Below are 14,862 nucleotides of genomic sequence, written 5' to 3' on the forward strand. Positions count from 1 at the left end.
AGACGTAGCTATTTTGTGTTTTTAGAACCTTTACGGGGTTTAGCTTTTAATTCACAGAAGTGCTGTCGCACTTTTGTGAATTGGTATAAATCAACTGTTACACAGTGCAAATCTTTGCTCTTAACCATCACCACAACTCATCAACCTGCGACCGATCTCGGTTACTTACTGCATAAACATCCCGATCGCTGTCAGGCATTTGCGACCAACTTTGGACAAGCATCAGTATTTTATCCAGAGGCAAGTACTGAACAATGTACAGCCGCATTATTACTGGATATTGATCCTGTTAGTCTGGTGCGTGGTAAATCAAAATCAAGTGGGGAAAGAACTTTAGAGCAGTATGTGAACGATCGCCCTTATGTTGCCTCATCATTTCTGAGCGTAGCGATCGCTGAGGTTTTTCGCACTGCACTTTCTGGTCATTGCCAGAATCTACCTGAATTGGTCAATACCGCCATTCCATTAACCGTGAGTCTGCCCGTTTTGCCCTGTCGTGGTGGTGAATCCTTTTTGCGACAACTGTTTGAGCCATTGGGATATGAAGTTACGGCTCAAGCTTTAACCCTTGATGAGCAGTTTCCCGATTGGGGCAACAGCCCTTATTTCGCGGTTAGTTTACAAAATACGATTCGCTTGTCGGACTTGTTGAGTCATCTCTATGTGCTGATGCCTGTTCTAGATGACGATAAGCACTATTGGGTAGGCGATGATGAAGTCGAAAAGTTATTGCGGCATGGAGAAGGTTGGCTGGGTAATCATCCTGAGCGGGAGCGGATTGCAAATCGCTATCTCCGCAAACAACGTCGCTTGACGCGCATGGCTTTGGAACAGTTAATTGCGGAAGATGAAGCCGATCTTGATAGCAAGGATATGATTCAGGCACAAGAAGAGGAAGCGATCGAGCAGAAAATTAGTCTCAATCAACAACGGATAGAAACAGTAGTAGCTAAGCTCAAACAACTTGGTGCAAAGCGGGTGGTGGATTTGGGTTGTGGTGAAGGGAAATTATTGCGATCGCTACTTAAAGAAAATTGCTTTGAGCAGATTACGGGAGTGGATGTATCCTATCGTGCGCTCGAAATTGCAAAAGAGAGATTGAATCGAGATTATTTGTCAGCAAGGCAACAGGATAGCCTGCAATTGATACAGGGTTCGCTCACCTATCGCGATGATCGCTTAAATGGCTATGATGCAGCAACCTTAATTGAGGTAATTGAGCATCTCGATCTCAATCGTCTAGCGGCGATGGAACGGGTTGTGTTTGAGTTTGCGCGTCCCAAAAGCGTAATTATGACGACTCCCAACATTGAGTACAATATTCGCTTTGAAGGTTTGCCAAATGGAAAACTGCGTCACCGTGATCATCGTTTTGAATGGACGAGAGCGGAATTTCAAGATTGGGCGCAGGGAGTTGCGGTGCGATTTGGATATACTGTGGAGTTTGACGGTATTGGTTCTGATGATACTGAAGTCGGCTCTCCAACGCAAATGGCAGTATTTGCGATCGATTGTTAGGAATGTGTTATTGGATATTAGGTCAATTAATTCGATTACAAACTATTCCTCTTTCTTCGATGGTGATCTCCAATCTCACAGAGCACATCAATGAACTGGAGTTAGCAGCGATCGCTCATACTATTTATTTCCTATCCAGATCAATACCAAAGGGATAATTGCTGGAATGGTTTGAATAATTAGAGTAGTCCATCTCAATGTAATTGCGCCAAATACACCTGCAATAACCACACAACCTAGAAAAAAGATGCTCAAAATTGTTGAATTAGTTGGATAAAAAGCTGACCAAAACAAACCTGCTGCAATGAAGCTATTGTAAATACCCGCATTTTTAACAATGCGATCGGCTTCAGTAGCTATTCCTTCAGGAAAATCGAATCTCTTTTCAAGTAGCCACGCACCAAAAAAGATTTCTCCAATTGCTAAACCTGCATGAATCAGACCAACAAAAACAATAGCTATTTGGGTAATCTTGGGAAGTAGTTCCATTTTGTTTTTCTAGGGCTAGAGTAGTAGTGAATCAACTTAAGTTGTTTTGTTGGATATCGCAGTATTTTCTTACTTTTGCTCAAATGTCAAAATCGAGCTAGCGATCGCAAGAAGATCTTCGCGAGAGTTAGGTATTTCAAAATGCTTCACATAGGCATTAAGACTTTCTAACAGCGATCGCTCTACAGCACTATTAGTCATGAGACACTCCTTAATAAATTCGTTTGATAGCGTTTGATCGCCTATCTCAATAAACCACATCAAGAATGTCCTTTATCATTTAGAAGTAGCTTGCGATGCAGAAATCGTCCTGCTATTATCCAAACTGTAGGCTTGACAATTACAAATGTCCATAACCTTCTTATCAAGCGACGCACGCTGCCAAGAAGAACGCTTTTCTTTCTATCTTCTTCATCTAATTTATCATTAACAAGGTCGATTAATGCCATTAATCTTTCCCCAATTGCTTTCTGTATTTTTTCTCGTTTGCTCAGATCAACTGCCTTTAGAAGATCATCTATAGAACCATTAGCATAGGCTTCGTGGGTTGCCCTATTAACTGGTAGAGTTATATCTTTTTCACCTTTCCCACCTTTTTTCGTAACAACTTCCCATTTTAAACAGAGTTGATCCTCTTCGCCAAGCTCTTTCCAGTAAGCTAAATTGGGATTGGAAGTGTTTTTAGAAAATTTTTCAAGTGCTTCTCTTGCTGATTCTCTGCCAATATTGTAATCATAAAAACGGAATCGGATATCTAAGAAACCAGCAAATGCAGATAGTAGCTCTCCAATTAACTTGTCATTTTTCGTTGTGATCTGAAAAATAGGACTTTTATTATCCAAGTCTTTAATAATCCAATCTTGAAATCTGGCTTGATTAAAAATCGCTGCAAGCAAAGCCTTTAGAGTTGTCCAAAGATCGATTTGCTCTGTTCTCCCAAAATTGATGTTTGAAGTAGAAGTTTTATTGCCTGGGGCAACATAGAGATAAAAGTGCTTGTTTGGTTCCTCGTGAGTCTTCTCGGTGATAGAAGACTCTTTATCATCAACCCATTCCGCTAACTTTTTAGCCAGTCCCAATGGTTCATTCTCAAAAACGCCTCCATCCGTATAACTATAAGTATTACTTTCACGTCCAGCAAATTCACCTTTTCCTGGACACCGAGTGATTTTTCTTACTTCAAATGCAAATGGAAATGCTCCAGATGACACACTACACTCTCGTAGTTTTTGCCAACTAGTTGGATGCATATCAACCCATTCATCATCTTTCTTCCCGTCTTCACTCTTATGAGAAAGAGAAATTTCAAATAAGTTAATGCCATCAACTGAATGATCTAATCGACAAACAAATCGATCCTTATATCTTGTGTAAACAAATTCACTGTCCCCGTCTGTATTGTTTGGTTTTACAGTGTAATCCCAACCATTGAGATTAGACATTGCAATTCCCACAAAAATTTCTTTGGCAGCAGAAGGATGAGCCTCATGTAAAAGAGGAGAATCCTTTATATGGTTTCCTGCAATTCCTTCTACTGCTTTTGATGATAGTAGCGAAAATTTATACTCTCGCTTATCTTTATCAAGTAGCTTTTCAATATCAACCTCATTAACCCACGCATGATATAAAGGATTGTCGTATGGCTTACGCAATTCTTTGCCATCACAGAGTAACTTTTGTGCAAGAATACCTGCTGTCATCCCACCTGCTGAAGCGCCTGTAATCACATCAATTTCAATTCGAGATGAAGAATCTTTTGCAAGCTTCTCATTATGTTGAGCGATCGCCTCTAACACCTCATACATGACACCTGCTTCGTAGCTGCCCAATGAGACAGCACCACTGATTGCGATCGCTAATTTGCGTGACATATATTTTGACTCCGAATAGAATTATTATCTGGACGATTGACCAAATTACGAATGAATCTTCTTCTGTTAAATGGTCTCATGATTCAAATGTTAATGCTCTGAGGAATCTTAGAAGGTATCAAAAATTTGTATGATTTTTCTGGATGAGTCAAGTTTCTTAGGATAATCTTAGATTCAATCTCTTCTAAGTTCTTTTGAAACTCTTGTAATGGCTTTTGCACTTGAGCGTCAATCAAATTTGTGTAATCTCCAAGTTTAGTGTAGTAAACTGATCCAAGCAAATAAGTTAGGTTCAGTTGCACTTGTGCCTGCTTAATCGGAGGCAGCAATTTGAAGTAATCTTGCTCGGAAATGTCATCAATTTTTTTGGGATCAGGAGTATATCCAGCCATTGGCATCGCAGGTGCATAGCTCATCAATGGGGCTTGAGGATAATTTACGGCGGCATGTTGAGCACTGGCAGTAAAAATAATTTGAGTTGTAGCATCTACCAGATAAGATAAGGTTCTAATTTTACCATCTTGCCCAATCCCATTCAACTTCCCTCCATTAGAGGAAAGTAGTTCATTTAACCAATTTTGCAGCTCAGTATCATTTAGTACATCGTCATCGCTCTTGTAGTAAATAGATAAGTAGTCCGATACCCATTGATGCAGAGCATCCCAAATCATTAGGGCATCATCTCTGTAGGGATAGTCTGGCAACAAGTCGGGATCATTAACCCCTCGACGAACAAATGTATCGGGTAACATTGAATCATTAAAATTGAAACCTTGGATTGCCTTAGCCGAAAGTGCCTGAGATGACAGATATGTACCTGCTAGAACTTCATCTACAGGCTGATTTTTACCAGTTAAAAATTTTTGAGCTAGGTCATTAATTAGCAAAGTGCCTTCAAAGTGTGGGCGTAGCAAAATATTCAGAGGGTGGGCTGAGGCAAGTTGCCGATTAGTAGCGATCGCAAAAGGTTCAATTAGTAAATGTGTGAGACCTAAATGAGAAATCAGTTCATGGTGATTAGCATCAGCGATTTGGACAATTGTTTTAGCAATCAGCCAAGCCCATTTTGCCGAATCTGGATCATTTTGGGATGGAGGTGAAATAACGGGAGTTTCTTCTGGATTTTGCCCACACTGAATAGCGATTGGTACCAAAGCACGAGATTCTGATGTAACTGGCGGTACGGCAAAAAGGGCTAGAGGAGCGCAGAGGTACTTCTGCTTCTCTGGGATCATTTCACTTGGATCTGGATCAACCTTTCCAGTTTCAACGTTAGCAAGAATGGCATAGTCAGCCAGATACAGTCGCCCTTCCTCTCCAGCTCTCTTTAAAGAGTCTCCTGGCATTACTAACTGGTAATGCGCCTCAGTTACTGGAAATCGTTGATCTAAGGCAGTGACTCTCTCTATCACTAGAGGATTAGATCCAGCAACACGCATCCGTGCAAATTCTGAATCTTCTTGGAATCGATTGCTAGTTTCGGGTAACCGAATAGCCTGAAAAAGAGCCTCGTATTCGTCAAATCCATCTCCAGAACTATTAATACGTTCCGAAATCAACATCTTTAATGTTTCTTTAAGTGTCCGAGATTTCCCCATCCACCAAAATCCAAAAAGTCCCATAAGGTGAAACCCACCTGCTCCAAATTCATTAGACTTCAACCGCTTTCGCATCGTCAAATAGGTTTCAAAATTATTTAAGGTATCCTTACCCTCCTTAAGGTTTTTGACTTGAATACTATTAAGTAGGAGTTTCAAGGCAGCCTCTGCTACTAAAGATAACCACCTAACAGAAGGGTAGTCCTCAAAAGAGAGCTTCTTTAGCATTGGCAATGGCGCAATATATTCATAGTCATATTGATATTGCCCTTGCTTCTTACTCAATTTATTCTGTCGTTTAGCTGGATTTGGATCGTTTTTTGGTAGAAAAGGTGACATTGGGGATGTATGCAGCGTTCCTGCACAATAAAGTTTTAGATAAATTAAACTGAATCAGTAGAATTCCTATTAAATAGGAAGAGTTTTTCTATTTAATAAGTATTCATATTCGCTAGCTAATTACCAAAGCTCTGATTCAGGATTTGGTAACTGATATGGCGCTGACTCCTCAACACTTTTGACTCCATCGACATTGGAAACTGTCTGGATTTTAGTTGCATCAATCGATCCAGCTATTATCCCGACTTCTTCCATGGTTCGCTCAACAATCACACCTACAGCTTCTAGTCTTTTTACCACCTCAGGAATATGGTTAATGTAATTGTTGTCAACAGTTATCATCAAGCTTATATCAGACATCTTCAACTCTCCTAGACTTGAGTTTTCTGGCTCTGTAATACTCCAGCCACAATTCTAGTTATACCAAGAGAAGAACTAGAATTGTGGAGCTTGAACCAGCCCAACACCAACATCACTTCTACTGAGACTTAGAGGTTTAGCATTACGCATAATTTCATCCCAAAGTGCTTGTCCTCTCTTTCCAGTTGCTTCTGCATACAAAGCAGCAATACCAGCTACATGAGGTGTAGCCATACTTGTACCCATTTTTTGACCGTATGTGCCTCTAATTATTGGAAGGCTTGAGTAGACCATCGATTCTGGTCTATTTTTATCATCTCCTCCTGGTCCAGCGATATTTATCTCCCCACCATTATTTGGATGGATACCACCATTAGAGTACCAAGCAACTTCAAGATTAGGATTGAGTGCAGACACAGCCATAATTGTCTTTGAATTTCCAGGAATTGCAACTGGACTAATACTACCGATCCGACGATCACTATCATTGGCAGCCGCAGCAATAACCAAGGTTCCTTTCTCCATAGCTCGTATACCTGCATTTTCAAAAGCCGAAGAAGGTGAAAGACCAGGTTTACCCACTGCAAGCGATAGCGAGATAATATCACAACCTTTTTTTACTGCCCAGTTAATACCATCAACCACAGCAATACCTATGCCTTCTCCATTATCAAAAAATACTTTAGCAATGTAAATATCGGCATTGTAAGCAATACCGTAGCGAGGGGGGGTGCTGGGATTAAGAGGTCCGCATGCTGTACCAGTACAATGCGTGCCATGTCCGTGAACGTCCTGTACTGGTAATGTTTCCATAACTCCTGTAGTTGGATTTTTAATCTTGACAAATGACTCACCTACGATTGTGCGTCCTACAAAATCAGGATGGGTAAGATCAAGTCCAGTATCAACAATTGCAACCTTTATACCTCTGCCACTGAAGCTAGAGCTGAGCACATTTGTTGCTTGTAAGCCCCATGTAGCAACAGATCCGCTAAACGGTGCGGCAGATGAAGAAACTTCTGATAGTAATAAGCTATCGATTAGATTATTAATACCATTGCGGTATCCCTGCAAATACTCAGTCGATACTGATGTAAAAGGATCCATCGTTAGTCTTGTAAATCTCTCTGGCTCTATAGAGAGAATAGGGCTGGTACAATCATTACATGCTGTACGAATAGCTGCTATTTGTTGTGGATCTCCTACAACTGCTGCGATTCCTAGTTCATCAAATAGAACAGTATCTAAATTATTCAATTCCTCTGAAGTTGAAACTCCTCCATCAAAATCAGCTGTGCTAGCTGATCGGGTAAGACCTGCAACATCAGCAAGTGCACTCATACCATCGGTATACGCTTCATCTTTAAAAATTACAAGATATCTCCCTGTTGTATCAGAATCAGAAATTGGGAAATCAAGAATGCTCATAAAATTTTAAACTCTTAAATAATGTGTAAATGAGTTTTTTCGATTTCCTGTGGGCAGCAGTTAAAATTAGATAAGTAGGTTTATCTACATCGATCTTCTTCCAAAGCCGTTCAGAAATATCCTCTGAAATATTCTTTGTTGTTGGTTTTAGAATGATAAAGGTAGTCTTACTCCCTCACCTGATAATAGATGCGTAATGGTCGCTCCAGGTGGGAAAAAGTCAACAGTAATTCGATAATCAGTTGATTTACCTTTGTGTTTCTCAACTAACGCCAATAGTTTTGGATCGTCTACCTTAATACCAGGGATAGCATCAATAATAGCCAACAAATCCTTAACTTGAATATCCATTTAAATTTTTTCCTAATAATTAAATACAACTCACTTAAGCAATCAACTTAGTCATTCAGGCAAGCATTTACGCTAAACTGACAAAAAAAGAAAACTCTTTTTTTGTCAGTTTAGATAATGTTAGCTGTTAGTAGAATGTCTAAAGGTCAGAAAAGGTCGGATCAAGGTAGGATAATATCGGTATATTTATGTAAATTTTTTTGATAAATGAGGATTTTCTGGCGATAGCATAAATATCAGTCAAGGTTTAAGGCGAAAAATGACAGAAGATGAGCCGATCGCAACTCACAAAAAAACTAAATCTGCCTAATAAATTAGAGATAATATAGAAACCACATTTTTTGTCATAATCACCGCCCAACAGCCATGATGTTCCGCACCTTACCTCCAGTTACGACCTTCGAGGAGTTTGTCAAATTTCTCCCTGAAAATTCTGGAGTGCGCTACGAACTACATAATGGAAATATTATTGAAATGGCTCAACCAGTTGGAGAACACGAAGAATCTAAGGGGTTTTTGACTGTAGAGATTTCCTTTGAAGTTAAGCGTCTGGGATTACCTTACACTATTCCAAATCAAACGATAGTTAGACCTGAAGGCAAAGATTCTGGATATTTCCCCGATATACTGGTCGTAAACCGTCCTAATCTCATCAAAGAAGCCCGATGGCAAAAAGAAGCGATTCTCAGTCAGGGTGCTTCGATCGCATTGGCTATTGAGATTGTGTCAACCAATTGGCGTGATGATTATTATTTGAAATATGCGGATTATGAAGAGATGGGGATTGCTGAATATTGGCTTGTTGACTATGCAGCATTGGGTGGGCGTAATTTTATTGGCAATCCTAAACAACCAACAATTTCGATTTGTAATTTGGTGGATGGAGAATATCAATTTAGTAAATTTCAAGATAGCGATCGCCTAATCTCACAAATTTTTCCCGAATTAAACCTTACCGCAATCCAGATTTTTCAAGCTGGTACGATCTAGCTTTGATAGCTGTCGCCATGATCCAAAAAACATAAAGTGAAAGGGAGTCGCAAAGCGACTCCCTTTCACTTTATGTGAAGGTTAGAAAAGGGCGGAAAAAGGTTGGATCTTTTTAGTGTATTTATATGAACTTTTTTAAAACATAGAGCCTGTACTATCGATACTGTAGGAATGTCAGTTAGTTTAAGGTGGGATGATGTCAGAAGAAGAGGCGATCGCGCTCGTCAGAAAGTTATTGCCGCAAGGCAACTTAACAAAAGTTCAAGAGATTGTATTGCGTCAATCTTGGTCTGGACAGACATATTTAGACATGGCTGTAAACGAGGGTTATGACACAGGTTATATCAAAGATGTTGGCTCAGAACTGTGGCGATCGCTGTCTAAAGCACTCAATGAAAAAGTTAATAAAAACAATCTGCGCATAGTACTGGAGCACTTTGCTCAGAAACAACAGGATGCGACTTTAAACTTACAATCCGTCGCTAATTGCCAAAGCTGGGGTGAAGCGATCGATGTTTCTAAGTTTTATGGACGGAGTAAGGAATTAGAAACCATCAGCCAATGGATTTTGGGTGATCGCTGTCGCATCGTCACATTACTCGGTATGGGAGGCATGGGCAAAACTGCGCTCTCGGTGAAAATTGCTGAACAATTGAAAGGAGAATTTGAATATGTGATTTGGCGATCGCTGCGGCAGGCTCCTTCCTTTGATGACAAGATGACCGACTGCATCAAAATCCTTTCGCGGCAGGAAGTTGTGACATTACCTACTGACCATCATGAGCAAATTACTTGTCTCATCGAATACTTTCGCAAATCTCGATGTTTGTTGATTTTGGATAACTTCGAGACGATATTACAGAATAGTCAAAGGACAGGCTTTTACCGTGATGGTTACGAGTCCTACGGTGAGCTTTTGTGGCGATTGGGAGAGACTGGGCATCAAAGTTGTGTACTGATTACCAGTCGTGAAAAGCCAGCAGAGATCGCCGCCCTCGAAGGTGATGGATTAGCAGTGCGTACCCTTGCTTTGTCTGGAGTGGAAACCGCCGCAGGACAAACAATTCTCACCCTCAAAGGACTATCAAGCTCCGACAAGGAAACCCGCCAACTGGTTGATTGTTATTGCGGCAATCCATTAGCGCTGAAAATTGCCGCAACTTCCATTCAGGATTTATATGGAGGCAGTATCACCCACTTCTTAGCAGAAGGGATAAAAGTATTTAATGGTATTGGCAATCTTTTAGAACAGCAGTTCCAAAGACTCTCAGACCCAGAGCAGCAAGTGATGTACTGGCTAGCAATTGGTCGAGAGCCTCTCTCTCTAACGGAATTGCAAACATCCTTCATTCCAGCATTGTCTAAGCCGAAGTTAATGGAAGTGATCGAATCTTTGCGTTGGCGGAGCTTGCTCGAAAATAGCACTGGAAGATTCACACAACAACCTGTAGTAATGGAATATGTGACCACCCGCTTGATTGAGGTAATCTGCCAAGAAATCATCACCGAATCACCGCAATATTTGCTCACCCATGCGCTGATGGAAGCACAGGCAAAGGACTACATTCGCGATATTCAATCTCTTCTAATTGTCCAGCCTATCCTCGATCAACTCCAAACTACCTTTGGTTCAACGCATCAGCTTGAGCATAAACTCAGTAGACTGATTACAAAGCTGCAAACTGCGCCAATTGCCCCAGTCGGATACGGTGGTGCTAATCTGCTAAATTTACTCGCTCAATTGGGAACCGACCTCACAGGCTATGACTTTTCGCGACTGACGATCCGTAACTGTGACTTGCGATCACTGAACTTACACCATGTTAACTTTACCAAAACTACCTTTCGCGATTGTCTTTTTGCTGCAACCTTTGGGGGAGTTACTAGCGTTGCCTTTAGTGCCGATGGACTTTCCCTTGCCACCAGTGATACCAATGGTGAAATTCAGATTTGGGATGTCAGCAATGGTAAGCAACTCTTTATTTGCAAAGATCATAATAGTTGGGTTTGGGATATTGCTTTTAGCCCAAAACATCCAATTCTAGCCAGTTGCGGACAAGATCATACAATCAAACTTTGGAATACAACTAATGGAGAAGCTCTCAAAACTTTGCATGGACATAGTAGTATTGTCACCGCGATCGCCTTTAGTTCAGACGCGCAGATCCTTGCGAGTAGTAGCTATGACCACCGAGTTAAAGTCTGGCATTTAGGTACAGGAGCATGTCTGCAAACTCTAGAAGGACATCATGCTTGTGTTTGGACAGTTGATTTTCATCCCGCCTGTCAAATGTTAGCCTCGGCTGGAGAAGATCACAGCATCAAGTTATGGAATCTAGAATCTGGAATTTGTATCCGAACATTGGCGGCGCATCAAGAATGGGTAAAAGCGATCGCCTTTAGTCCAAACGGACAAATATTAGCCAGTGGCAGCTTTGATCAAACTATTAAACTATGGGATCTAGATACTGGTGAATGTTTGAGAACATTACTTGGACATACAGGAGCCGTAACTTCACTGGAATTTAGTCCGCAAGGCGATCGCTTAGTAACAGGCAGCTATGACCAATCTATAAAGATTTGGGATATCGCAACGGGGCAATGTCTGGATACATTGAAAAAACATACGAATCGGATTTGGTCAGTGGCCTTTCATCCCCAAGGAAACTTAGTGGCGAGTGGTGGGGATGATCATGCGATTAAAGTCTGGGAGCTGCAAACGGGAAAATGTACCAAAACCTTGCAAGGACATAGCAATGCGATTTATGCGATCGCCCATAGTCATCAGCACAACTTACTTGCGAGTGGCCATGAAGACCAGACGATTAAACTCTGGGATATTAATCTTAATGATCCACAAAACTTAAAGCCTGACCTTCAGCCTTTTCGGATACTGCGTGGACATAGTGATCGCATTTTCTCCGTTGCCTTCAGTCCCGATGCAAAGATTCTCGCCAGCGCCAGTGCCGATCGCACGATTAAGCTCTGGCATCCCCATACAGGCAAGAACCTCAAAACCTTGTATGGTCACAACAGTTGGGTTTGGGCGATCGCCTTCAGCCCCAATGGTAATTTGCTTGCAAGTGGCAGCTACGACCACACAGTTAAAATTTGGGATATAGATTCTGGTCAATGTTTACAAACATTGGTAGGTCATCCCAGTTCTGTACTAGCGATCGCCTTCAGCCCTGATGGAAAAACTCTCTTCAGCAGTGGCTACGAAAAGCTAGCTAAACAATGGGATCTCGAAACAGGCAAATGTCTTACTACTTGGGAAGCAGATTCTAATCGTGTTTGGACAATTGCGGTCAGTACTGACAATCAATATATCGCCACTGGCGGCGATGACTCGTTGGTTCGATTGTGGAACGTTGAGACAGGAGATTGTCTACATAAACTTGCTGGACATACTGGTCAAGTACTCGATCTACTATTTACACCTACAGGCGATCGCCTGATTAGCAGTAGTAGCGATCGCACAATCAAAATCTGGAATCTAATCACTGGACTTTGCCTAGCAACGTTACAGAATCATCTCAATTGGGTCTGGTCGCTCAGCCTCAGTCAAGATGCTCAAACTCTCCTCAGTGGCAGCAAAGATGAAACCATAAATCTCTGGGATGTAAAAACAGGAAACTCTCTGCAAACCCTGCGATCGCTTCGTCCTTACGAAGGCATGATTATCAACGATGTCGCAGATTTGACTGAAGCAGAAGTCGGGACTTTAAGAGCTTTAGGCGCGTCAGAAGTATAGCGATCGCCCACGCCAACAAAAAAAGCACGCGGCGCGTGCTTTTTTACTTTTTACCAAGCAGGGTGTGAAAAAATTGCCTGCATAGTCTTATTGCCGCGCAATTGGTTGGAAAGCGGCAAATGTCCTCTCGGAGCATCAAGGCTCCAAATAAACTCATTAGGATAGCGGGTAAAAGATCCATCTTTTTTCCAGCCTATCTTTAACCAAAACTTTTCCCAACCCTTACCAAGACTGAGCCAAATTTTTCGCTGTACCGAAAAGCCAAACTTACCTTCGGAATAAACTAGCCAAAGTTGATTAATCGTCTGTAAATCACTAATGGGAATTGACTTTGCGTCGGTAAAATAGAGCCAGCCTCGCAGCAAAGCCGCTGCACCAGCAGCCTCACATAGCTTTCTGCTAGTAACACGATCCGCCTCTTCAAAGTCTTGCTTCGCTAGCAAAATTTGAATTGGTTGATAATCGATCGCCTTTTCCGATTTTAAGGTGACTACGCCATGAAGATAATGAATTTGGGCTAGTTCAAGCGCTCTAGGTAGATCGCTTTGCAATAATGTTTGATGGAGTTTACCATCGATCCATGTCACATCAGTATTTGCGGCTTTACGTGCTTGAATAAATTCATCTAATATTTGTAAGCCCTCTTCTCCCAAAGTGGCCAATTCGGCGATCGCAGGTAATTGGTTTGCCTCTTTACCCGAAAACAACTTATCTTTTAACGCAGTTAGTTTTGTATCCATCAGAATCTTAAAAATCGCAAAAATCGCACCACTTTGAATTTACACCCTTACCTAGCCCAAAGACTTTAAAAAGCAGCACCCTATGGGTGCTGCTTTTTAAAAGCGCAACTAATTAGTCGATGTAACCCATCAATCCTGCATTGTCGATCGCATTGGAGGCAACAGGTCTTGCACCACCCATTTGGGAATAAGTATCATCAATTACTAAACCTGATGAGCCAACAGGACGCTCACCAGCAATATAAAACTTATCGACAATCACAAAACCATCTTCGACGATCGGACGTTCGCCTGATGACATAAATGTGCCAGTTACATGAACGCCGCCACTAACAATTGGGCGTTCAGCACCCATGCTAGTGAAAGTACCACTCACTACCAACTTGCTAGCCTCGATCGGACGTTCACCTGAACTGTTGAAATATTCAACCGCACGAAAGCCGCCATCAACAATGGGGCGATCGCCATAATGCTTAAGGGTTTCAGTCACAATTAATGAACCTTTTTGTTCGATTGATGCTGCGACGGGTTTAGAATCTTCCTTCACCGCCAAAGCTGAGATATCCACTGTACCTGTTTTTGCAGTTGTTTCGTTGTCAGATTTGGCTTTGGTGGGGCGAGCGGATTTTTCTTCTGGCTTGGCGCTTTCTGGCTTGGTGCTTTCGTTACTTGTACTCATGCTTTACTTTCCTCAAAAATTTTATATTCAAGATATGCTCAAAAACTTTTAATTGGCAATGACGATTGCTGGTGCAATCATCGCGATCATTAAAAAAACTTCTAAAGCTGTAGCCTTTCTAGTTAATTCTACAGAAAAAGTTAATACTCTAAATATTTTGATAAGTCTTTATGTCTAATTTGAAAATACAGCTAATATCAATGTTTCGAGCTAATATAGCCCTAAATTTCTTATTATCTCCTGATTCCTATAGTTTATTACATCTCGAAATACAATCTATAAAAAATCCAAATCTCAACTCAGTAATGCTTAATTATTAAAGCAATTTTCAGGTTTTCACTATAAACCAGATGAATATACGCAAAGAATTATACCAATTTACAAAAGTGTGACAACACTTCTATGAATTAAAAAGCACACCCTGTAAGGGTTTTAAAAACATAAAGTAGCGTAGCCACCTTTATGTTTTGGTATTAGCTAGATAAATTGCTACAAGAATGTGTAACATCCCCGACCTATTTGGAGCAGGAGGAATCCTGAAACAACTAACCACAGCATTGGGGGAAAGAGCATTAGAAGCAGAACTATCAAACCATCTAGGCTACGGAAAGCAAGAACGCTGGCCAGAAAGACAAAGCAACAGTCGCTACGGCTATAGCCAGAAAACAATCCAAGGAGACTTTTCAGTTTTTTGAAGTTTATTGAATTGATATTTCTGGTAACTAACTAAAATAAATATAGGAAC

At 41.1% G+C, this 14,862-nt stretch carries 13 protein-coding genes; 4 read left to right on the forward strand and 9 right to left on the reverse strand.

Features of this window, described 5'->3' with window-relative positions:
• Positions 1-114: 114 nt before the first annotated feature.
• Positions 115-1,518: a 3' terminal RNA ribose 2'-O-methyltransferase Hen1 gene (locus CQ839_RS15150; protein WP_103669184.1), complete on the forward strand. Its 1,404-nt coding sequence runs from the start codon at positions 115-117 to the stop codon at positions 1,516-1,518.
• Positions 1,519-1,638: 120 nt separating this feature from the next.
• On the opposite strand, the gene CQ839_RS15155 is transcribed toward CQ839_RS15150, so the two are convergent.
• From CQ839_RS15155 to CQ839_RS15185, 7 genes are all read right to left on the reverse strand, one after another.
• A complete protein-coding gene (locus CQ839_RS15155; protein ID WP_103669129.1) occupies positions 1,639-2,007 on the reverse strand; it encodes a DUF1304 domain-containing protein in 369 nt (122 codons plus the stop codon).
• A 69-nt stretch (positions 2,008-2,076) separates the two neighbouring features.
• Positions 2,077-2,208 carry a hypothetical protein gene (locus CQ839_RS25715; protein WP_258040751.1) on the reverse strand — a complete coding sequence of 44 codons (132 nt, stop codon included), beginning with the start codon at positions 2,206-2,208 and terminating at the stop codon, positions 2,077-2,079.
• A 59-nt stretch (positions 2,209-2,267) separates the two neighbouring features.
• Positions 2,268-3,878, reverse strand: a complete 1,611-nt coding sequence (locus tag CQ839_RS15165) for a patatin-like phospholipase family protein (protein ID WP_103669131.1) — start codon at positions 3,876-3,878, stop codon at positions 2,268-2,270.
• 83 nt (positions 3,879-3,961) lie between these two features.
• The gene (locus CQ839_RS15170) at positions 3,962-5,815 is read right to left on the reverse strand and encodes a lipoxygenase family protein (RefSeq protein WP_103669132.1); all 1,854 of its coding nucleotides are present in this window, start codon (positions 5,813-5,815) and stop codon (positions 3,962-3,964) included.
• 120 nt (positions 5,816-5,935) lie between these two features.
• Entirely contained in the window at positions 5,936-6,175 is a 240-nt protein-coding gene (locus CQ839_RS15175) for a ketohydroxyglutarate aldolase (RefSeq protein ID WP_103669133.1), read from the reverse strand.
• Between the two features lie 75 nt (positions 6,176-6,250).
• On the reverse strand, positions 6,251-7,603 hold the full coding sequence (locus CQ839_RS15180) for a S8 family serine peptidase (RefSeq protein ID WP_103669134.1): 1,353 nt from the start codon (positions 7,601-7,603) through the stop codon (positions 6,251-6,253).
• Between the two features lie 147 nt (positions 7,604-7,750).
• A complete protein-coding gene (locus CQ839_RS15185; RefSeq protein WP_103669135.1) occupies positions 7,751-7,954 on the reverse strand; it encodes a hypothetical protein in 204 nt (67 codons plus the stop codon).
• Positions 7,955-8,323: 369 nt separating this feature from the next.
• On the opposite strand from CQ839_RS15185, the gene CQ839_RS15190 reads away from it, so the two are divergent.
• Together CQ839_RS15190 and CQ839_RS15195 are read left to right on the forward strand one after the other, a co-directional pair.
• A complete protein-coding gene (locus tag CQ839_RS15190) occupies positions 8,324-8,944 on the forward strand; it encodes a Uma2 family endonuclease (RefSeq protein WP_103669185.1) in 621 nt (206 codons plus the stop codon).
• Between the two features lie 193 nt (positions 8,945-9,137).
• Positions 9,138-12,698, forward strand: a complete 3,561-nt coding sequence (locus CQ839_RS15195) for an NB-ARC domain-containing protein (RefSeq protein WP_219817792.1) — start codon at positions 9,138-9,140, stop codon at positions 12,696-12,698.
• Positions 12,699-12,748: 50 nt separating this feature from the next.
• On the opposite strand, the gene CQ839_RS15200 is transcribed toward CQ839_RS15195, so the two are convergent.
• On the reverse strand, positions 12,749-13,438 hold the full coding sequence (locus CQ839_RS15200; RefSeq protein ID WP_103669137.1) for a GUN4 domain-containing protein: 690 nt from the start codon (positions 13,436-13,438) through the stop codon (positions 12,749-12,751).
• A 112-nt stretch (positions 13,439-13,550) separates the two neighbouring features.
• The gene (locus CQ839_RS15205) at positions 13,551-14,117 is read right to left on the reverse strand and encodes a hypothetical protein (RefSeq protein WP_103669138.1); all 567 of its coding nucleotides are present in this window, start codon (positions 14,115-14,117) and stop codon (positions 13,551-13,553) included.
• A gap of 497 nt (positions 14,118-14,614) precedes the next feature.
• Here CQ839_RS15205 and CQ839_RS15210 point away from each other — a divergent pair, with 497 nt between their 5' ends.
• On the forward strand, positions 14,615-14,812 hold the full coding sequence (locus CQ839_RS15210; protein WP_103669139.1) for a transposase: 198 nt from the start codon (positions 14,615-14,617) through the stop codon (positions 14,810-14,812).
• Positions 14,813-14,862: the final 50 nt, after the last annotated feature.

Origin of the sequence: Pseudanabaena sp. BC1403, assembly GCF_002914585.1 — a bacterium.
Taxonomy (GTDB): domain Bacteria; phylum Cyanobacteriota; class Cyanobacteriia; order Pseudanabaenales; family Pseudanabaenaceae; genus Pseudanabaena.